This is a genomic window from Chryseobacterium sp. PET-29 (assembly GCF_025736815.1).
GTDB classification, from domain to species: Bacteria; Bacteroidota; Bacteroidia; order Flavobacteriales; family Weeksellaceae; genus Chryseobacterium; species Chryseobacterium nepalense.
Genome location: NZ_CP107053.1, coordinates 1385719 through 1407290 on the forward strand (window position 1 = coordinate 1385719; position 21572 = coordinate 1407290).

The 21572-nt window shown below is 37.8% G+C and carries 13 protein-coding genes; 5 read left to right on the forward strand and 8 right to left on the reverse strand.

Features of this window, described 5'->3' with window-relative positions; genetic code table 11:
* Position 1: 1 nt before the first annotated feature.
* The 8 genes from ODE14_RS06030 to ODE14_RS06065 form a co-directional block, all read right to left on the reverse strand.
* The gene (locus ODE14_RS06030) at positions 2 to 1120 is read right to left on the reverse strand and encodes a glycosyltransferase family 4 protein (protein WP_263603355.1); all 1119 of its coding nucleotides are present in this window, start codon (positions 1118 to 1120) and stop codon (positions 2 to 4) included.
* Positions 1111 to 2337, reverse strand: coding sequence for a lipopolysaccharide biosynthesis protein (locus ODE14_RS06035; RefSeq protein ID WP_263603356.1), 1227 nt, complete (start codon positions 2335 to 2337; stop codon positions 1111 to 1113). The genes ODE14_RS06030 and ODE14_RS06035 overlap by 10 nt, the downstream gene beginning before the upstream one ends.
* Positions 2334 to 4481, reverse strand: a complete 2148-nt coding sequence (locus ODE14_RS06040; RefSeq protein ID WP_263603357.1) for a GumC family protein — start codon at positions 4479 to 4481, stop codon at positions 2334 to 2336. The genes ODE14_RS06035 and ODE14_RS06040 overlap by 4 nt, the downstream gene beginning before the upstream one ends.
* 8 nt (positions 4482 to 4489) lie before the next feature.
* Positions 4490 to 5221, reverse strand: coding sequence for a polysaccharide biosynthesis/export family protein (locus ODE14_RS06045; RefSeq protein ID WP_263603358.1), 732 nt, complete (start codon positions 5219 to 5221; stop codon positions 4490 to 4492).
* A 4-nt stretch (positions 5222 to 5225) separates the two neighbouring features.
* The gene (locus ODE14_RS06050; protein ID WP_248392812.1) at positions 5226 to 5663 is read right to left on the reverse strand and encodes a response regulator; all 438 of its coding nucleotides are present in this window, start codon (positions 5661 to 5663) and stop codon (positions 5226 to 5228) included.
* Positions 5664 to 5785: 122 nt separating this feature from the next.
* Positions 5786 to 8953, reverse strand: a complete 3168-nt coding sequence (locus tag ODE14_RS06055; RefSeq protein WP_263603359.1) for a response regulator — start codon at positions 8951 to 8953, stop codon at positions 5786 to 5788.
* Entirely contained in the window at positions 8943 to 10097 is a 1155-nt protein-coding gene (locus ODE14_RS06060) for an FIST signal transduction protein (RefSeq protein ID WP_263603360.1), read from the reverse strand. The genes ODE14_RS06055 and ODE14_RS06060 overlap by 11 nt, the downstream gene beginning before the upstream one ends.
* A gap of 1 nt (position 10098) precedes the next feature.
* Positions 10099 to 11448: a sigma-54-dependent transcriptional regulator gene (locus tag ODE14_RS06065; protein WP_263603361.1), complete on the reverse strand. Its 1350-nt coding sequence runs from the start codon at positions 11446 to 11448 to the stop codon at positions 10099 to 10101.
* Positions 11449 to 11696: 248 nt separating this feature from the next.
* Between ODE14_RS06065 and ODE14_RS06070 the strand changes: the two genes are divergently transcribed.
* From ODE14_RS06070 to ODE14_RS06090, 5 genes are all read left to right on the forward strand, one after another.
* Positions 11697 to 12962, forward strand: a complete 1266-nt coding sequence (locus ODE14_RS06070; protein WP_263603362.1) for a glycoside hydrolase family 105 protein — start codon at positions 11697 to 11699, stop codon at positions 12960 to 12962.
* Between the two features lie 12 nt (positions 12963 to 12974).
* Positions 12975 to 13880 (forward strand): alpha/beta hydrolase, encoded by a 906-nt coding sequence (locus tag ODE14_RS06075; RefSeq protein WP_263603363.1) that lies wholly within the window; start codon positions 12975 to 12977, stop codon positions 13878 to 13880.
* A gap of 88 nt (positions 13881 to 13968) precedes the next feature.
* Positions 13969 to 15372, forward strand: coding sequence for a glycoside hydrolase family 28 protein (locus tag ODE14_RS06080; protein WP_263603364.1), 1404 nt, complete (start codon positions 13969 to 13971; stop codon positions 15370 to 15372).
* Between the two features lies 1 nt (position 15373).
* A complete protein-coding gene (locus ODE14_RS06085; protein WP_263603365.1) occupies positions 15374 to 18934 on the forward strand; it encodes a DUF4450 domain-containing protein in 3561 nt (1186 codons plus the stop codon).
* A 278-nt stretch (positions 18935 to 19212) separates the two neighbouring features.
* Entirely contained in the window at positions 19213 to 21348 is a 2136-nt protein-coding gene (locus tag ODE14_RS06090; protein ID WP_263603366.1) for a hypothetical protein, read from the forward strand.
* Positions 21349 to 21572 lie beyond the last annotated feature (224 nt).

A 21572-nucleotide genomic window follows, 5' to 3' on the forward strand; every position in this document is an offset into this window, starting at 1 on the left:
TTCAGAAAGTATATAATTTTCTGTTCATTTCATCAAGAATTGTATTCCAGTTAAAGGCTTGTTCTACCATTTTTAAGGCATTATTGCCCATCATCTGATATTCCTGATTATTTTTTTGCCGTATCTTGCAGATTTTAATTAAAGCATCAGTAAGAAGTTTTGATTCAGGAAAAGCTATGCAAATGCCGGCGTTATATTTTTCTACAAGATGCCCTACATTCGTATTTCTGGTAACAATACAAGGTTTGCCGAAAGCAGCCGCTTCAATTACAGAAACCGGAAGACCTTCATTTCTTGAAGGGTGCAGAAAAACATCCATTTTCCGGATAAGGTCATTTTTTTCTTCTCCAAATTTACTGCCCATCAGTTCTACTTTATTCTCAAGATTATTTTGTTTAATCTGCTGATGAAGCTTTTCTTTTTCCGCACCGTCTCCGATAAGCCACAGCCGGGATTCCGGATATTCTTTAGAAAATGCTGTGAAACTTTCAATCAAAAGATCAAGTCCTTTTGTGTACACATCAAGCCTACCTACGAAACCAAAAACAACAGGTCCATTTGCTGTAGCTGTATTACGATCTGAATTTATTTTTTCAAATCCGTAATTAATTAAAACCGTTTTATCAGTACGCTGAAGCGTTTGAAGGCCATCGATTTCGCTTTCTCCGATACAGTGAATTTTTTGGGCATCGATAATAACTTTTTTTTCAAACCACCTGAAGTACAGCTTTTTAACAAATTTGCTTTTCTTCATTGCAATTTCGTTATAGGAACCATGCGGCGTGATCACGTATCTGCGGTTATTTTTCTTTAAAAACCGGCTCAATGAGGAAAATACAGGAATCCATCCGCCATGAAAATGAAAGATCGTTTCCTGACGGCTTTTCAGAATTTCTTTTTTCAATCCTTCCGGAATGGAAAAGGGATTTTTCCTTCTTTTAAAAATTTTTGTAATAAATACTCTCGCAGGATAATTAATTTCTGTATTTTCCGAAATACCCCAAACTTCCACTTTCATCTTTTGCGAAGCCTGTTTGGAAGCAATGTTAAAAACAACTTTGTTCACCCCGTTCATTTTCTCGGGGTTCGCTTTTCCTAATATAAGATGTACTATGTCCATAGTGAAATCTTTTTTTTGTTGAGGAGAATTTTCCAGTAAGCAATCATCAGAATCTGATTCATGGCGAGTCCGCCCACGGCTCCGTACAATCCTCCGAATTGTAATAAAAAATGAAAGCTGAGAACAGAAAATAAAAAAGAAATACAATATCCGGTAAAAAATGCTTTATTCTGTTCAAGCACCCTGATGGAAATGCGGGTTGGGTAACTGTAAATAATCAAAAGATACAGTACCGAAATGAGCCTTACTACAAATCCGTACTGACGGTATTTTTCACCGCCAAGCAAAGCAATCAGCGGTTGGGAAAAAACGAAGAATAACCCAATGACGATTCCAAGGGCCGTCATCCACTGTACCATATTTTTAAACAGTGTTTTTCTTGCTGATTCCTGATCCTCATAGTACAGCTTTGCTGTTTTAGGAATATAATAATTCTCTACTGTCTGCAGGATAATATTGATGACTCCAAAAAACGACTGCACCAGTCGTAAAGCTCCCAACGCACTCGCCCCTAAATATATTCCGGCAGCCAGCGTAAAGAAATTCGATGAAAACCACTGTAAAAGGGATGCGCTTACGAACCATTTTCCCGCATTCCAGTGATACTTCCAGAGAGCGGAATTTTTAATGCTTAAATCCGAATTCCTTACGATATGGTAGATTCCCGGTATGGAAGCAATACCATTGACCCATCCAATGATCATCAAACTTTTACCGGGCGAAAGATTTTCCTGGATAGCGATTAGGGGAAAAACGAGGAGAAAAATACTGTCGATAATAAGTACAAGCTTAATCTTGTCTGTTATCAGCAACACTTTTCTCAGAAAATCCTGTAAAATATATGCTGATATAAAAATTATAATAGAAAAAATATGATGCTGAAAAATTGTCAAAACTGAAAACGGTAAAAATGCAGACGAAAATATCAGCAAGGCAAAAATCAATAGCAGCAGCAGTGCAGCCTGAAATACAAACCCCAGTGATTTTTTACCGAATTCTTTCGCCGCCAGAATCTGAAATGGCTGTACAATAAGCGCATTAGAAACTGCAACCAAAAGATAGGTTATCAAAAGAACGGATGAAAAAAATCCGAAACCCGAAATGCTTAATTTCCTGGCCAGAAGAAATGCCAGCAGAAAATTAGATCCGCTGAATATCATCTGGTCAGCCAAGACAAGAAAAGAATGTTTTTGTACGATTTTAAAAATATTTTTCATGATCTGAATTTTTTCAGCATCTTCATAATTGTGGTCATCAGGCTTGGGTTATATCCTTCTTTGTTTAGGACAAACCATAGATTATCAAGATGGTATTCATCTTTCAGGAGTTCTACATTCATGATATTTCGGGCGGCAGTTTTCCGGCTGTCCAGCAGAAAAATATTCTGATCGGCAAGTTTCAGGAACATCAAGGGAAGTTTTCCCTGTTTTATAGCCTGATTATTAATAATGCAGAGGTCTTTATCTTCCATATTCCGGTGGATGATCTCTTCCATTTCATGAGCAGTATGCTGAAGGTTTTCTTCCGCTGAACAATGGATATACTGACCTCCGATTGTATTTTTTAATGTTCCGGCAACATCAACTACCAATATATTTCTTGACTGAGCATTTAACGCCTTTATCATATGTTCTGCATGAAAAGCATGCTGAGAAGCATCGTCGTAAGAGGTAAGACAGATGACTTTTTTTTCTTTAAGAATACCTTTGAGATCCATCTCGAGGATATTTTCAAGGAAATGGTGCATTACCTGGTCTTTATTTCTGATGTAAGGCGTCGTAAAAGCAACAGGAACTGAACTGTTCTTTTCAATGGTGTAAATATCATTTACTTTAGCTTTGGCAAAATGAACAGCATAAATCAATATGATTGAACCGATCATTCCCATAACAGCGGCAACAATAATGATAATGGAGCGCATGGGAGACACCGGGTGTTCGGGAAGCTCTCCTCTGGTAATGATTTTATGAAAAGAAATTTTGGCAGATTTGGCAATTTCCGCATCTATCCTTTTTTCATTCAGGAAGTTATAATTTTTCTCATAAAGATTAAATTCCCTGTTCATAATGTTGAGCAGTTTTTCTTTTTCCGGCAGCCCTACAAAAGCCTGTTCGGCAACATTGATATCGCGGTTCAGATCATTATACTTGATCTGGAGATTATTCTGTGTATTTTTAATGCTTTCGATCTGATAATCGGTAAGATCTTTTATTTTAGCATCGATGGTTTTCACTTTTTCATGTTCGGGAGTGTAGGTAAGAAGAAGTTCCTTTTTTTCAGCCTGCAGCTGTTTGATATTTTTGATCATTTCCGTTGAAAGAAGATCGTTGAAAGCCTCAAAATTTGTGGCCAGATCAGGAAAATTATCTTTTCCATTTTCTACATAGCTGTTAAGACTTTTGATGGCATCAAGATCCATTTTAATATTGCTTTTCTGAATTTTCAGCTGTGCAATTTTCCTGAGATCCGTTTCGGTTTCCTGCGGGATATTGATGATATTTTCCTTTTCCCTGTAATGTTCTATCCTGTTTTCGGCATCCGAAAGTTTGTTGTTGGCCTGTCCGATCTCACCTTTAAGAAAATCTACCGTGGTATTGGCAGCACGGTATTTATTTTCTATATAATCCTGAATATAAGTTTCAGCCAGCGTATTCACAAAGAGTGAAGCTTTTTCAGGCACATTACTTTTAAAATTGATCCTGATAACGGGAACATCTTTATCAACCGCAACAATATCCAGGTCTTTATTGATTTTATCTAAAAGTTTTTCCCTGCTCAGAAATTCAAACTCATACTGATCAATGATCTTTGCATCCCGTTTTCCCGAAAGATACTCTTCATTTTTTGAGATTATTATTTTTCCGCCTTTGATGTTTACCGGAATACTGAAAGTTCCTTTTATTTCTTTTGATGAATCCGGCACTAATAAAGTGTATTGATTTTGTGAAGTGACAACAAGCTGAAATTTTTTATCATCGTTTTTTTTATCATTAAAAGTTGCTTCTACCTTAATGGGAGAATCATTGAATAATTCTACGGAACGGACTTTCCCTTTTCGGTATATTTCCGTTGAAAAAGGTAATTTTCCGAGTGTTTTTTCAATTAATGATGTTGATTTCAGGACTTCAATTTCAGTGCTTATTTTATTGGGCGATGCAAAGACATCAAAATCTTTAAAAAGATTGGCACTGGGAACACCTTCCTGGGTGTCTGCCAATTTCAGTTTGGCAGTACTTTCGTACATCGGGGTAACGTAATTTAGGTATTTTTTTGCACCCAATACGGAAATCACCATCACGGCAATTACAATGGGAAGCCCTCTTAACAGAGGTTTTAAAAATCTTACATTCTCGTTGTTCATGGTAATCGTTATAACATTCCGAATAATATTGCCGCAGCAGATGTAACCGTAGCAAACGGGATAATGGTAGAAATTCGCTTATCGAAGTCTTTGCTTTTTTTGGAAGGAACAATAACGTAATCTCCGGGATGCAGTACAATATTCTGATTAGGAATATCCTTCATCTGAGTAAGATCTATATTGGTTACCCTCACATTTTCGCCTTCCTGTCTTAATATTTTGACTGATTTCAGATTGGCATACATTTCAAAACCTCCGGCTTTGGAGACCAGCTCCAGCAGGGTATTCTGATCTTTATCAACCTGGATTACCGCAGGATTACGGACTTCTCCCATCACTGAAATTTCCTTGTTGAGCACTTTTACATCAACAATGGGATTCACCAGCCATTTTTTAAGCTTGTTTTTTATTTCTTCTTTAAGTTCCGGAACGGATTTCCCGATCACCGGCGTAGTTCCCAGCCTCGGAATTTCAATATTTCCGCCGGCATCTACCAGCAGCCATTTTCCGTACACTTCATTGGAGTTATAGATTCCGTACACCGAGCCTACACTGAGATCATCCTGCCCCCATACCGACAAGGTAATTTTATCATCTTTCCGGATCCTGTACTGATAGGACGGATCAAAGCTGAAATCCTGCATATTCCGTGTGGCTTTTTCTTCTTCCAGAACGTTATACGTCTTACACGAAAGCACCGACAGTAGGACAATTGCGTAAAAGAGTAATTTTTTCAACATGGCTTTAAAATAAAAATGAAAAAAACCTTCTGATTGTTTTAAATTTATTCTGGGCCATTTCCTGCCTGATGCTTACAATCTTTTCTATGGTCTCCTTCATTTTTTCGCAGACATCATTTCCTTTTACCAAATAATCGAAAGTACCGTATTTAAGCGTATCTACAGCGGTGTCAATACTTTGCTGCGCCGAAACCATAATTACATAAATATTCGGATCGTAGCGTTTTATTTTTTTCAGAACTTCAAAGCCGTTGAGATCCTCCATGTTGTGATCAAGGAAAATAATATCGGGTTTAAGATGAAGCGCATTTAGACATTCCGTGCCGTTGCTGAAGATGGTAATATCACTGTAATGGTGATTTTTTAAATACCGCTCATACATGCTTGAGCAGAATTGATCATCATCTACAATAAAAAGCTTCAGGTTGTGAGTGTTTTCCATTTTATAATTAATTTATAGAATAAGCTCCCCACAACCGTACCTTTTACATAAGGATATGATTTTCAATTATTTAAATTTAAATACATTTCCATAATATGGAATTTAATCCGGATTCCGGATCGTTACAGATAGTCTTCTTTCATCTGTTCAATTGCTTCGATAAGTATATTTTTGATTTTTTCAAATAAGGAATACATTTTAGAACTCTCCATGCTCTGCTCCTTTGCCGAAACTTCCAGTTCTCTCATTTCTTCAGATATAGATGCAATGCCAACCGCTTCCACACTCGGTCTGAGTTTATGCACAAGCCTGGCGATTTCTGCAAAGTTTTGGTTATTGAATGCAAGATCTATCATCGGAATCATTTCTTGTGTCTGAGTAATAAATAAAGTAATGATTTTCTTAATAAAAGCTTCGTCGCCCTGTCCCAGCTTTTGAATGCCTGTTAAATCATAAGGCATTGCTCTTACCTTCACTGCATCTGATTGATTTTTTTGTCGCCCGATATGCTTCTCAATAATGTTGATCAGGCTTTCTTCCGCAAAAGGTTTGGTAATATAATCATCCATTCCGATGCTGATGCATTTGTCGATTTCACTTTTAAAAGCGTTGGCGGTAAGTGCAATAATCGGTGTTTTGACTCCCATATTTTCCCGTAAAATCTGGGTAGCCTCAATACCATCCATCTCGGGCATCTGAATGTCCATCAAAATAATATCAAATTGTTCTTTTTCAAGAAGTTCTACTGCTATTCTGCCATTATCTGCTTTTGTGACCAGACAGTTGTAATGTTTCAGCGAATTTTCGGCAACAAGCTGATTAAGCTCATTATCCTCAACCAAAAGCACACGGATACCATCCAGAACAATATGCTGTTTTTCTGCTGAAACGTCCCGGTTTAACTTTTCATTTCCTTTATGAAGAACCAGCTGAATGGTAATGGAAGTTCCGACGTTTTTCTCACTTTTCACATCTATTTCTCCTTTCATCAGATGGATAAGCTCTTTAGTAATAGACATTCCCAATCCCGTGCCTCCATATTTTCTGGAAATAGAACTATCTTCCTGGTTGAATTTTTTAAATATGCTTCTGACGTATTCTTCGCTCATCCCGATGCCAGTATCAGTAATAACGATTGAGAATGTCTGCTGATGAGGTAAATCCTGCAGCACTTTACAATCAACCGCAATTTTCCCTTGATTCGTAAACTTAAGGGCGTTACCGAGAATATTGTATAAAACCTGTTCTATTTTAGAAGGATCTCCTTTAAAAACAGGATAGAGCCTATCGGAAAATGATGTGGTAAGCATCAGTCCTTTTTCCCGTGCTTTGGGTTTAAGGATCGTAATTACATTTTCAATACTTTCTTTTAATGAAAAGTTTTTATTCTCCAGCAGCATCTCACCGGATTCTATTTTTGAAATATCAAGAATATTGTTGATGATTGAAAGTAAATGCTGGGAAGCATTATAGCTGTAATCTAAAAATTCCTGTTGCGAACCACTTACTCCTGCTCTTTTCAGTTCACGAAGAAATCCGATAATGGCATTGAGCGGCGTTCTGATTTCATGGCTCATGTTAGCGAGAAAAACTTCTTTCGCTTTAGATGCTTCAAGCGCTTTGGCGCGCTGGAGTTTCAGTTCTTCTTCCAGTTTTTTCTGATCTGTGATATCCAGGTGAATTCCTACAGAACCGAGAAGATTTCCCTGGTCATCATAATTGGGCGCGCCGCTTATTGCCCACCACCTTATTTCTCCGCGTTTGTTCTTTACAGGAAGCTGATAAACACTAGAAACTCCCTTTTTCCTTAATTCGATCTGCTCTTCCAGGAATTTCATATTATTTTCTCCATAAAGGAAAAGCTGAGACGGATTTTTCCCTATCAATTCATCAGCTTCAAAGCCCGATACGTCACAAAAGCTTTGATTGGCGTACTGAATCATCTGGTTATTATCGACTTCAATAAGCCCCAGATTCATATTGGCAATAATATTGCGGTATTTTTCTTCCTGTCTTCTGAGATGATCTTCTGCCCTTTTTCTTTCAGAAATATCATTATACTTCCAGAGATGTCCCTGATAGCGGTCATTAATGAAAATGGGAATATAATCTCTTTCCAGAAACCTTCCGTTCTGCATTTCCAGAAGCTCATTGGTTACAATTTTCTTCTCTTCAAGGATTTTATTGATTCTCTGAACAAAATATTCTTCATTTTTAAACAGCGTCTTAGATTCTTCCGCAGAATTTGTACAGTCCAGACCAATCATATCATCAGCAGAAACCGGTATATTAAACATATTGCAAAAAAGATCATTGGTGAAAATAATCTGACGCTTTTCGTCTTCCATTAATATCCCGGACTGCAAATTGGCCAATAGCTTTTTAAGCATTTCCACAGTTCGGGAAAGGTTTCTTTCCAATACGAGTCGTTCTCTCACATTGACAAGAACCTGGGTAAATATGGTGAGCAGGTTTTTTTCCGTATCTGATAAGTTGTGATAATCTTTCACAAAATCAAAACCGACAAAACCTAAACATTCATTCTGCATCATGGCCGGAATGACGAAAAGACTTTTGATATCCTGCGCCTGCAAAATTTCTTTAATTTCGCTTTCGGGAAGTTCATCAACATCGGGATAATAAATACTTCCTCCTTTTTTGTTGATGTCTACCCAATCGCCCATCATTTCAAGAGGAATATCCTGAAGGTTGTCTATTTGCGGAGTAATTCCTTCATTGCAGTATTCGTAAACATTTGAACAGGTTTTTTCAGCGAAATCATATCTGAAGATATATGCACGGTCTGCATGTACAAATTCAGACATTTCTTTAAGGGATTTATTAACACTTTGAGATACTTTTTCAATGGGAATATTGATATATTCTGAAGATATATCCATTAAAAGATTCTGAAATTCAAGCTGTTTATTTAGCTGTTCCTGTAAGAATATTCTCTTTTTAAGCTGTTCGGAAACATAAGATGACAACTCTGTAAGATCTTCGGAACCCCGATTTTCAACAGAAGAGTCCAGCATTTTAATAACTTCATAGAGATTTGAAATTGATTTTTGCTTGAGAATATTTTCATTTTTGAGGCTTTCATTGATCTCATTATACTCTTCTTCACTTTGCTTAAAAACATGGTCCATAAGATCTTTATCCCGCTCAAAAGATTTATACGATTCATTGACTGCATTGATAAAGCTTTTAAACTGAGGATGATTTTTGCAGTCTTCCGTAAGGTATTTATCAATCTGCCTTCTTAATAGCTTATGAAATTCAATTTCCATTTTGTGTAATTTCGTTAATGGTAGTAATGGTAATGGTCTGGTTATGTAAAACACCGTTATCAAAAGGTCGCAGCGGTGATATTTCGCCGTAAGAATAAAACCCTGAAATTAAAGTATCCGGACCTAAAACATCCTTTACCATATCAACTTCTTCTGCAGTACGGTCTCCCAAAACGAGTTTTCTGCCCACACAGCTGATGATAATTGCCATTTTAGGATTTTGGCGGCATATTTCAAGACATTGGTTGGCTGCCTCATGGGCTGCGTCAACCAGCCGGTCTATATTGGCCTTCATGAACCTCACTTTGCTGCCTTCCGGAAGATCTCCTGCAAATACCATCGTTTTATCATTTTCATTTACCGATAAAATAGTTCTCACCACAGGATAAGAATGATCGCCTGAAGTAAGCGACAGCGGGAAAAGTAAAGCTGATCCCGGTAGATCCTGGGCATATTTCCCAAGATATTTTTTGTACAACTCAAGAGCATTTTTTCCGTCGATTTCATAAAGAATATTATGCCGGGACTTTGTAACTGTTTTTTCGAGTCCGAAGCTTTCCCATCCCCCTAATGAAGAATGAGACAATACCAAATTGTTGCCGTAAAATCCTATGGCCACAATCTTATTGGGTTCTGCCATAGCATTTAACCCTACTACCGTTTTTTCAAAATGATCACCGTCGCCCGCCAGACCTCCCGTAATTAAAACATTTTCAGGACGTCCGGAATTGAGACCTTCAACAAGCTGGCTTCCGTTGACACTGCTTCCGTCCGACAAAATGAAGACCCATTTGAGATCTTTTTTGGGAAGCTTGTCCATAAGCACTTTTCCGGCCTGATAGCTATCCGGGAAATTGGTAATATCAATTTGGGAGGTTTTCAGCCAGGCTGTCTCAAACTTGAGTATAGTTACTGCTACAGTATCATCATAAACATCATTGTCGTAAATTTCGCCAGAAGATGATGACAGAACGATCTCCGCGTTGGGAAATTTTTCTTTTAAAAGCTTAAAAAAAGAGGCATCTTCAATAATGTTTCTTGCTCCGTAAGCCAATACAAGCTGAGCATTTTCGTAGTTAAGGTTTTCATCATTCCTTTCAAGCTTCCATTCTCTGTTCTTATAAAGTAGTTCGGCAACTTTCATGTTATTCTGTTCTTTTATTTTCAGTCTGGCTTAGTAAATTGTATATCGTTGATTTCCCGATATCCAGCATTTTGGCTGTTTTAATAACATCATTATTATTTTTTTTCAGAAAATGGAAGATAATATCGGTGGTGTATTCTTTCAGTGTTTTCCGGCCGTTAAGGAAGTTCTCCGATTTTTTTTCAAGGTTATAAAAAGTAATATCTTCTGCCATAATCTCCCCGTTATCCGCCATTACACATGCCAGATCAATAACCGATTTCAGCTCTCTTACGTTTCCCGGAAAACTGTATGACAAAAGTTTTTTTTTAGCCTCATCCGACAAAGCTAAAGGTTTGCTTTTATTTTCCTTTGCAAATAATTCTATAAAATGTCTTGCGAGAATTAAGGCATCCTGTTCTCTTTCGCGAAGCGGTGGAAGCTCAATCGGAAGTCCGATAATCCGGTAATACAAATCTTCCCTGAAAGTACCTTTCTTAACTTCATTAGCAAGATCTTTATGTGTTGCCGTAATAACACGTACATCAAGCTTTATTTTCTGGGTTCCGCCGACTCTGGTAATCTCTCTTTCCTGAAGCGCACGAAGCAGTTTACTCTGGATATTGAGATCAAGTTCTGCAATCTCGTCCAGAAAAATAGTTCCGCCGTTAGCCTGTTCAAATTTTCCTAACGCTCTTTCTGTTGCTCCTGTAAATGAGCCTTTTTCATGCCCGAAAAACTCGCTCTCAACAAGCTCCTTCGGGATCGCAGCCATATTCACCGCTATAAACGGCTTGTTTTTTCTGGGAGAATTGTAATGAATTGCTTTAGCCACAACTTCCTTCCCTGTACCGGTTTCGCCGGTTATCGAAACGTTGATATTGGATTGTAATGCTTTGTTGATTTTTGAAAATATTCTTTTCACAGATTCGCTCTGGCCGATAATGGTTTTTTCAAAGGCGTATTTGGTTCCGAGCTCATCCTTCAGATCTTTAACCTCCTGTTTTAGGGAAATATTTTCTTTAAGCCTAATGATTGAATTCCAGAGCAGTTCTTTTGTATGCTCGTTTTTTACAATATAATCTCTCGCACCGAGTTTTAAAAAATTAACGGCTACCTCAATATTTTCCTGTCCGCTGATGACGATAATCGGAAGATCGGGGTATAAATTCTTAATTTGGGTAAACAATTCGTCTCCCTGCAGATCAGGTAATCCGAAATCAATACAGATAATATCAGGAGCCTGGTAAAGTGCAGAAAGACATTCCTTTCCGGTGTTGCAGATATGAACATTATAATCGGGATTCAGCTGCAGGTAATATTTAAGCATTTCCGCGAAGAAAGGATCATCATCAACTAAAAAGATTTTCATTATTGTGGTTGGTTTTAGTTTTTATTCTATTACTAATTTAAAAACTTTTCATCAGATTAAGAATAATTTTCAATAAAATAATATGAATATGAAAATGATAAATAATTATTATCATTAGTTTATAAAATTACATCTGAATTATTACCAAAATGAAAGCAATCAGATTAGTAAATTCAAATGAAATCCAGACAGTGCAGGACAATATTTACCGGCGTTTGTCTTAGATTGCAATTATTAATATTTTGAAAATGAAGTTCATCAATGATAAAATAAAAATCCTGGTCTTCACAATTCTTCATACAGGAATAATGCAGACATCAGCTCAGCCTGCAATTCACAACAAAGCTGAAACGGCAAAAGCACAATCCGGCAATGTTGTGCCCACAAATCTGAAATGGTCAGAAAGAATGCTGCTTTCTGAAATGCATCGCTTTCCGGAATCCTGGATGCTTGATTTCAGTAAAAGTCCGAAATGGACTTACCCTTCAGCTATTGTACTGGACGGTGCCGAGCAGCTTTATACAAAGACCGGCAAAAAGGAATATTACGATTACATCAGGGGTTTCGGAGAAAAACTCATAAAAGAAGACGGTACAATTCTCACATACGAACTGGAAAAGTACAATATCGATCTTCTCAATAGCGGAAACGTATTGCTTTATCTTTATGAAAAAGAGAAAAAAGAAAAATACCTTAAGGCACTTCAAACTCTTCGTTTACAAATCACCGGTCAGCCAAGGACTAATGAAGGTTCTTTCTGGCATAAAAAAATATATCCGTATCAGGTCTGGCTGGACGGGCTTTATATGGGAATGCCTTTCTACGCGCATTACACAAAAGATTTCTCAAAAGGAAATGATGCCGCAAAAGCGTATGATGACATTATTTTCCAGTTTGATTCTGTTCAGAAAAATCTTTTAGACAAAAAAACAGGACTGCTGTATCATGCCTGGGACGAGAGTAAAAAGGAAGCCTGGGCTGATAAAGAGTCCGGATTATCTCCTAATTTCTGGGGCAGAGCGATGGGCTGGTACGGAATGGCTATGGTAGATGTTCTGGATTATTTACCCCAAAATCATCCCGGCAGAGCGAGATTAATTTCTTATATTAAATCTTTTTCAGACGCTATCATCAAAGTTCAGGACAAAAATTCCGGACTTTGGTATCAGGTTTTGGATAAACCTTTGGAAAACGGGAATTATGAAGAAGCAACTGCATCTGCAATGTTTGTATACACAATGATAAAAGCCGTCAACAAAGGATATCTTCCCCAATCTTATAAAGTGTATGCTAAAAAAGGCTATCATGGAATTATTAAAAATTTAATCACAGTTGATGAAAACGGCGTTGTTAATCTCAACAAATGCTGTGCGGTTGCCGGTTTAGGAGGAAAGCCATACAGAGATGGTTCTTACGAATATTATGTGAATGAAAAGATCCGTTCTAACGATGCCAAAGGAACCGGACCATTTATACTCGCCAGTATAGAGTTTGAAAAAAAAGATCATCAATAAATTGGACTTATAATGAAAAAACGGTTATTGTTTCTGTGTTTTCTAATGGTAAACTTAATCATTGCACAGGAGAAAATCATTTTGTGGCCAAAAGGCCAGATGCCAAACTCCAAAGGATTACAGTTAAAAACTGAAGAAAAGGACGGACGAATTATACAGATAAAAGAACCCGAATTATTTGCCTTTCTGCCTCCAAAAGAAGAAAGAAAACCAATGGCGGTCATTGTGATTCCCGGAGGAGGCTATTACAAACTGACGTATGATCTTGGAGGTTACCAGATTGCAAAATGGTTCAACACCTTAGGAATTTCTGCTTTTGTCCTGAATTACAGATTACCGATTTCTCCTGATGTAAAACAGCGGGAGATTGCTCCGTTGCAGGATATTCAGGCGGCGATAAAATACATAAGAAAAAATGCAGAACAATACGGAATTTCACCGGAGCAGATCGGTGTGATCGGAACTTCAGCCGGCGGACATCTGGCCGCATCTGTAAGTAATATCGCTACGGATTACACAGAACTGAAGGACAGCTGGACCTCCATTTCCACCATTCCCAATTTTGCAATTTTAATTTCTCCCGTTATCGATTTGGGAGAATTTGCGCACGTGGGAAGTCGCAAGAGCTTGTTGGGTGAAAATGCTTCTCCGGAAAAAATCAGCGAATATTCTATGCAAAACAGAGTGACCGAAAAAACACCGCCCACCATTCTCTTTCACGCGCAAAATGATAAGACAGTTCCGGTGATGAACAGCCTTCTTTATTATCAGGCAATGACAAAAAATAAGGTGAAAGGTTCATTATTTATTTTCCCGGAAGGCGAACATAAAATCGGAATTACAAACAAATCAGAATTAACCGATAACTGGAAGAAACTTTGTTCCGATTGGCTGAAAACATTATTTCCGAACAAATAATTTTTCTTACCGACAGTGCAGGATAATCAATTCTTATATTTATTTTAGATTGCAATACATAAAACCATTCTACATTTCCCTGATTCTTATGAAAAAATATATTCTGTTTCTTCTTTTTTTAGTTCTTTCTGGTACAGTTTCGGCTCAATATAAACCCTGGGCTTCCGCAAAACAGCCTTTAAAGGAAATCAAAGCTTTAAAAAAGCAAATCAAAAAACCAGAATTCAGAAAGGCGGATTATCTGATTACCGATTTCGGCGCAGTTGGCGACGGAAAAACAAAAAATACGGAAGCGTTCAAAAAAGCGATTGAAAAATGTAATGCTGAAGGCGGCGGAAGAGTTGTCGTTCCAAAAGGTATATTTTTAACGGGAGCTATTTATTTAAAAAGTAACGTCGAACTTCATTTAAATGATGATTCTACGATTTTATTCAGCCAGGACAGCAATGACTATCCTATCGTTTTCACGCGTTGGGAAGGAATGGAATGTATGAATTATTCATCCTTAATTTACGCTTACGAAGAGGAAAACATCGCCGTAACAGGAAAAGGAACGTTGGACGGAAACGCTGACAATGACAACTGGTGGTTTTGGTGCGGAGCTACAAAATACGGTTACAATGAAACCCGTCCGGGAAGACAAAATCCTGCCCGCGCAAAGCTTCACGAATATATGGCACAGAGAAAACCCGCAAGAGAAAGAATTTTTGGCGACGGTTATTATTTAAGACCGAATTTCGTTCAGCCTTACAAGTCCAAGAACTTCTATATGGCAGATGTTTTGGTTAAAAATTCTCCGATGTGGAATCTGAATCCTGTGCTTTGTGAAAATGTTTTAATTGAAAGAGTAAAAGTCATCAGTCACGGGCCTAACAACGACGGATTCGATCCTGAAGCCTGTAAAAATGTCTGGATCAAAGATTCCTATTTTGATACCGGGGATGACTGTATCGCCATCAAATCCGGAAGAGACGAAGACGGAAGAGACATCGGAAGACCAGCCGAAAACCATATCATTGAAAACTGTGAAATGAAAGACGGTCACGGCGGAGTCGTTATCGGAAGCGAAATTGCTGGTGGAGCGAAAAATATTTATGCCGTTGGAAATGTAATGGATAGCAAAAACCTTGACAGAGCTTTAAGAATAAAAACCAGCTCAAGCCGTGGCGGAATTATCGAAAACGTATTTTTCTATAACACAAAAGTGGGCGCTTATAAAGAAGCGGCAGTGCGTTTCAATATGCATTATGAAAAGCCTGGAAATCACATTCCGACCATCAGAAATATTTGGGTTGAAAATCTAACCGTTGATAAAGGCGGAAAATATGCTGTATTTTCTGATGCTTACGAATCTTCACCTGTAACCGATTTCACAATGATTAAAACTAAAATGGTCGGTGTTCAGATTCCGTACAAAGTAGATTATATGAAAAACGTGACCTTAAAAAATGTAACTGTAAACGGAAAGCCTTTAACCGAGTTAAAACCCTAAAATGCGTAGAAAGACCATTGTCGCCGGACTGATTGCTTTATCATCAATTTCACACTCTTTTGCCCAATCGAAACATTGGCAGAACATCGAGCGTGAGCTGCATTACAAAGAAGACAACGGCGATTTTTTACTGGTCAACGGGAAATACCGTTTCAACCGTGCGTTGTACGGAGATAACCGTGCATCAAGAGTCGAAGCTGGAGACTTGCCGGAATTTGCATTGTATCTTCCCGGAATGGGCGGAAACCTTCAATTCGTTATTCAGAAAGGAAATTCAATCAAGAAATTAATTCAGGCTGATAAAATTGAAACCCGTTATCGTCCGGGTTCTATGTTATATGAAATCAAAGACCCGATTCTTGGAACCGGAACTTTGAAATTAACAGTTTTAGCGCAGGCTAAAGAAGAAGGTTTGGTTGTAAAAATGGAAACGGTAAACATAGATTCTTCAACAAAAATCTATGCGGTTTACGGCGGAGCAAGCGGAACGACTTTCAGCAGAAACGGCGACATCGGCGCAGACCCGGAATCCGGATTTTACCTGTTGCCTGAATATTGCCTGAACAATCAGTTTCAGATTAATAACAATCAGTTTCAGCTCAATTATATAAATAAGAAAAAGGAAATTCAGATCGTCAGCGGAAGTTTTTCGAATGTCAGTTCCTTACAGCAAACCGATGCGACAACTTTAGAAAAATTGGGTGAGTTTACTCAAAATAAGACAGACAAATCACCGATTGTTTACGCTTCGTATTCTTCGCAAAAACAACTGATTTACATTCAGGTTGCAAAAGGAAAATCAGCTAAAAAATTTTCTGACGAAGAATTGAAAAGCATTTTTAATGAAGCTGAAAAAGCTCGTTTAACATTAACGAATCGAATTCAGTTAAAAACTCCGGATGCAGATTTGAATAATTTCGGAGCCAATTTAGCGGTTGCCGCAGACGGAATTTGGGAAAGTCCGACTTTCCTTCACGGCGCTATTGCCTGGAGAATGCGGTTAAATGCCTGGAGAGGAGCTTACACGGCCGATGCTTTGAGCTGGCACGACAGGGCGAAAGAACATTTTGAAAGTTATGCCAATTCGCAGGTTTTGAAACCCGATTCTGCGCCTGTGGAAATGGATACGATGCGTCATTTAGCAAGACATGAAGAGAAAATGGGAACTTCCGTTTTTTCAAGCGGATATATTTCCAGAAATCCTAATGACAATACAAAACCGCATCATTATGATATGAATCTGGTGTTTTTTGACCAGATGTTTTCGCATTTCAATTACACGGGAGACAAAGAATTTCTGAAAAAAATGTGGCCGACGATGGTTCGACATATGGATTGGGAAAAAAGAAACTTCAAGCGTGGCGATTTGTATGATGCGTATGCGGCAATTTGGGCGAGTGATGCCCTGCAATATTCGGGTGGAAAAGTGACGCATACTTCGGCCTATAACTACAGAGCCAACCGTGAAATGGCGAAACTGGCGAAAATTATTGGTAAAAATCCAAAACCCTATGAACAGGAAGCTGATGCGATTTTGAAAGCAATGAAAAAAGAACTTTGGATTAAAAACAAAGGTTATTTTGCTGAATATAAAGATGCTTTGGGAAATCAAATTGTTCACGACCAACCGGGAATCTGGTCGATTTATCACGTTTCTGATGCATTTATTTTGAATGAATTTGAGGATTATCAGAATTTACAGTACATCAATAATCACACTCCGAAAATTCCGATTACGGTAAAAGGTGCGGACAATAAAGATTATTTTACGTTGGCGACGACCAACTGGCAACCTTACGATTGGTCGATTAACAATGTTGCTTTGGCGGAAAATCTACAAACCGCTTTGGCGTATTGGCAGGCCGGAAGAAATGCTGAGGCGTACCAACTTTGGAAAGGAAATCTGGTGGAGTCGATGTATTACGGCATCAGCCCGGGGAATTTTGAGCAGCTTTCTCATTATGATGCGTTTCGTGGTGAATTGTACAGAGATTTTGCTGACCCGATTGGTGTGGCGTCCAGAACTTTGACGGAAGGACTTTTTGGCGTTCATCCGAATTTGTTGGAAAATAAAATCAGCATCAAACCTGGTTTTCCGAAAGACTGGAATTCTGCCGAACTGAAACTTCCGGATTGGGAATATAAATTTAACCGAACTTCGAAAAAAACAGAATATTTATTTAAATCAAAATATCAGAATCCGGTATCGCTGGAAATGCAGATTCCCGTGAATCATTCCAACATCAAATCGGTAAAAGTGAATGGTAAAAAAGTGGATTGGAAAGTGAAACCAAATTCTATTTTACAGCCAATCATTCAGTTTGAAACTCCCAAAGCGAAAGATTTTAAAATTGAAATTATTCATTCAGGAGAAATCAAAAATGAACAAACCGATTATATCACTTATATTTCTGAAAGTCTTCAGCTAAATTTTGATTCAAAAAAGAAAATTAAAGATGTTCTTGACCCTCAGGAATTGATTAAATCCAGAAATGGAAGTCAATTTAATTTGATTCAGGAAGAAAGAAAAGGAACTTTTTTCGTGCAAGTTGAGCAAAACGGAACAATTTGGTGGCAACCTGTGAATGTAGATATTCGTTTTCCGTTGGAGACAAAATGGGTGAATAAAAAACTTCAGATTCAGTCAAAATCTTCCAATCCAATTAATGGAAAACTGTCTGTTAATGGTTTAAAAAAAACTTTTAGCATTCAGAAAAATCAAAATATATTAATTGAAATTCCTGTAAATTATTTAAGCAAAGGAACCAATTCTATCGAGCTTGAATACAACGGAATCAAACAAAATATTGAAATCACGGATTGGGAAGTAGAAAACCAAGGTCAGTTTAACAACATTTCATTAGCTTCAAAATACAATGAAAAAGTAACAGAGATTTTCAATCAAAAGTATCTTTCGCCGAGGTTAGAATTCCCTACTCTACAACTTCCGTGGCAGGGAATCGGAAACTGGTGTTATCCATTGATTACTGCTCAAATTGATGATTCTGGGTTGATGAATAAAAGAAAAAATAACAAAGTTGATTTCCTTGGAATTCCTTTTTTAATTGATAAATCAGATAAAAATATTGCATTTGCAAGTCAGTGGGATAATTACCCGGATTCGATTGAAATTCCGGTTTCAGGAAAAGGCAAAAAAATCTATTTCCTGATGGCCGGCTCTACCAATCCGATGCAGTCGCAGATTGTGAATGGAACAATTACCGTTCAATACGTTGATGGTTCAACTTCGGAATTAGAATTGAAAAATCCGATGAACTGGTGGCCAATCGAGCAGGATTTGTTTGATGATAATTTTGCTTTTGAAATTCCGGATGATAAAATTCCGTATCGTGTAAAATTGAAAACGGGGGAATTATATAAAGGCGGAACTTTAAGCAACTATTCGAGCATTAAAGGATTTACAGACCGTCAGATTGATGGCGGCTCTGCAACGATTTTGGATTTGCCGATTGCCCCGAATAAAGAATTAAAATCGATAAAATTAACGACATTGAGCAATGACGTTGTGATTGGGATGATGAGTGCGACGGTTTTGAGATGAGTTTAATTTTCACATTAATATTAATGAAAATAAAAGATAATGAAAATAATAGCATTCCTACGGAATGCCACCGGAATATCAGACGTTATTTCTACACAGATATTATTCCTTAACGGAATAAAATGTTTCATCACAATGTATATGTGGATTGAAAATGACTACTGTAGACGCATTCCAGAGGAATGCCATATGTGTAGTAAAATAATATCAAAAAACACATTCCGTAGGAATGCTATTTTAAAATAACATACCGGATAAAAATAAAATTTCTGTATACAATGAAAAAATTAACCATATATCTCGGGATTTTCCTGATGGGACTTTCTTCAATCAATGCCCAGAAAATTGACCGTAAAAAAGTCGTTCAGCGGCATAATATCGTCAACACCAAAGCAGATACGTTGTCCACTTTAACGGTTGGCAACGGGAAATTTGCCTACACTGTTGACATTACCGGAATGCAGTCGTTCCCTGAATACTACAAAAACGGTGTTTCATTGGGAACGCAGTCGGAATGGGGCTGGAACAGTTTTCCGAATACTGAAAATTATACGTTTGAGGAAACTTTAAAACCTTACGATTTCAATAATGACGGTAGAAAAGCTTTGTACAGTGTTCAACTGAAAGAACCCGAACGCAACAGAAAAGCGGTGGAATATTTCAGGGTCAATCAACATCGTTTGCAGTTGGGAAATATAGGTCTTGAGCTGCTTAAAAAAGACGGCCAAAAAGCTCAGGTTTCAGATTTGCAGAATATCAATCAGAAAATTGATTTATGGACGGGAATTATTACGAGTGAATTTACTTTGGAAGGAACTCCTGTAAAAGTGTGGACGGCTTCTTTCCAAAATTCAGATAAAATCGGGGTGAAAATTGAATCTGATTTGATTAGTCAGAAAAGATTAAAGGTTTTCGCTAAATATCCTTATCCGAGCGGACAGTTTTTAGATGAAGCGGCTTTTTATGGAAACGCAGATAAACATTCAACAAAAATCATTTCATCAAACTCAACGCAGGGACTGATTGAACATAAATTACAAACTGCAGATTATTTTACGCAATTATATTTCACCGATGGAAAATTAAGTGAAGCCGGAAAACATCATTTTGTTTACGAACCTTCTTCAAAAAACAAAACTCTTGAATTGACAGTTGAGTTTTCAGATAAAAATCAAAAGACTACAAAAAGTTTATTTACGGATGCTGAAAAAGAAAGTATTTCCGGCTGGAAAAACTTTTGGGAAAGCGGTGCTGCTGTTGATTTTGAAGGAAGTACGGATAAAAGAGCCAATGAATTAGAGCGAAGAATTGTTTTGTCTGAATATCTAACGAAAGTTCAGTGTGGAGGAAGCAATCCGCCGCAGGAAACAGGTTTGACCTTCAACAGCTGGTACGGAAAGCCACACACCGAAATGCACTGGTGGCACGGCGTTCATTTCGCTTTGTGGGGAAGATCTGAAATTTTGGAAAAGCAACTGGATTATTATTTCAGGTCATTTGACAAAGCTAAAAAGCTAGCGGAAAGACAAGGCTATAAAGGCGTTCGTTGGATTAAAATGTCGGATAATGACGGCAATGAAAGTCCGTCTTCTGTGGCTGCATTTTTGATCTGGGAACAACCGCATTTGATTTATATGACCGAGCTTTTATATCGTGATAAAAAGGATAAAAAAGTATTAGAAAAATATAAAGACCTGGTTTTTGCAACGGCTGAGTTTATGGCTGATTTTGCGACTTTCGACAAAGAAAAAAACCGTTATAATCTCGGAAAAGGTGTGATTCCGGCACAGGAAGTTTTCCCTGCAAAAGATACTTATAATCCGACTTACGAAGTCGCTTATTGGGATTGGGCGCTGAAAGTTGCTCAGCAATGGAAAGAAAGACTGGGTGAATCAAGAAATAAAAAATGGGATGACGTGATTACCAAACTGGCTCCGCTTCCGGTGCAGGACGGCGTTTATTTGTCAACAGAATCGGCGAAAGATTCTTTCACTTTTCCAAAATGGATGACCGACCACCCTTCAGTTTTGGGAGCATTAGGAATGGTTCCGGAATCTCTGAAACTGGATAAAAAGATTATGAAAAATACTTTGGATACCGTTTGGGAAAGATGGAACTGGGCTCATACCTGGGGTTGGGATTTCCCGATGACGGCGATGAATGCTGCAAGGCTTGGACTTCCGAATAAGGCTCTGGATGCGCTTTTTATGGATATTCAGACCAATACTTATTTAAAAAACGGGCATAATTTCCAGGATGGACGTTTGAGAATTTATCTTCCCGGAAACGGCGGAACTTTAACAGCCGTTGCGATGATGCTGGAAGGTTGGGACAGTTCAACAGGACAATTTCCAGGTTTCCCGAAAGACGGCAGCTGGAAAATAAAAACGGAAGGGTTTAAAAAGATGCCTTAAAAATTTCACATTCATATAGTTGAAGTCTGTCCTTTTATAGGGCAGGCTTTTTTGTTTAAGGTTTAGGGTTCAAAGTTCGGATTAAAGTTTACAATAAAATTGGAGTTATCATCGTTTTACAGTTGAGGATTGGTAATTTAATAAATTTAAACTCATATGAATCCACAACTATAAAACACTGAAAACAAGTTATTTATATTAATTTATTTCATTAAACATGATGA

What these genes read in the sequence shown, in the direction of transcription:
- ODE14_RS06030 (WP_263603355.1), bottom strand. Translation starts at nt 1,120, where the DNA reads ATGGACATAGTACATCTTATATTAGGAAAAGCGAACCCCGAGAAAATG.
- ODE14_RS06035 (WP_263603356.1), bottom strand. Translation starts at nt 2,337, where the DNA reads ATGAAAAATATTTTTAAAATCGTACAAAAACATTCTTTTCTTGTCTTG.
- ODE14_RS06040 (WP_263603357.1), bottom strand. Translation starts at nt 4,481, where the DNA reads ATGAACAACGAGAATGTAAGATTTTTAAAACCTCTGTTAAGAGGGCTT.
- ODE14_RS06045 (WP_263603358.1), bottom strand. Translation starts at nt 5,221, where the DNA reads ATGTTGAAAAAATTACTCTTTTACGCAATTGTCCTACTGTCGGTGCTT.
- ODE14_RS06050 (WP_248392812.1), bottom strand. Translation starts at nt 5,663, where the DNA reads ATGGAAAACACTCACAACCTGAAGCTTTTTATTGTAGATGATGATCAA.
- ODE14_RS06055 (WP_263603359.1), bottom strand. Translation starts at nt 8,953, where the DNA reads ATGGAAATTGAATTTCATAAGCTATTAAGAAGGCAGATTGATAAATAC.
- ODE14_RS06060 (WP_263603360.1), bottom strand. Translation starts at nt 10,097, where the DNA reads ATGAAAGTTGCCGAACTACTTTATAAGAACAGAGAATGGAAGCTTGAA.
- ODE14_RS06065 (WP_263603361.1), bottom strand. Translation starts at nt 11,448, where the DNA reads ATGAAAATCTTTTTAGTTGATGATGATCCTTTCTTCGCGGAAATGCTT.
- ODE14_RS06070 (WP_263603362.1), top strand. Translation starts at nt 11,697, where the DNA reads ATGAAGTTCATCAATGATAAAATAAAAATCCTGGTCTTCACAATTCTT.
- ODE14_RS06075 (WP_263603363.1), top strand. Translation starts at nt 12,975, where the DNA reads ATGAAAAAACGGTTATTGTTTCTGTGTTTTCTAATGGTAAACTTAATC.
- ODE14_RS06080 (WP_263603364.1), top strand. Translation starts at nt 13,969, where the DNA reads ATGAAAAAATATATTCTGTTTCTTCTTTTTTTAGTTCTTTCTGGTACA.
- ODE14_RS06085 (WP_263603365.1), top strand. Translation starts at nt 15,374, where the DNA reads ATGCGTAGAAAGACCATTGTCGCCGGACTGATTGCTTTATCATCAATT.
- ODE14_RS06090 (WP_263603366.1), top strand. Translation starts at nt 19,213, where the DNA reads ATGAAAAAATTAACCATATATCTCGGGATTTTCCTGATGGGACTTTCT.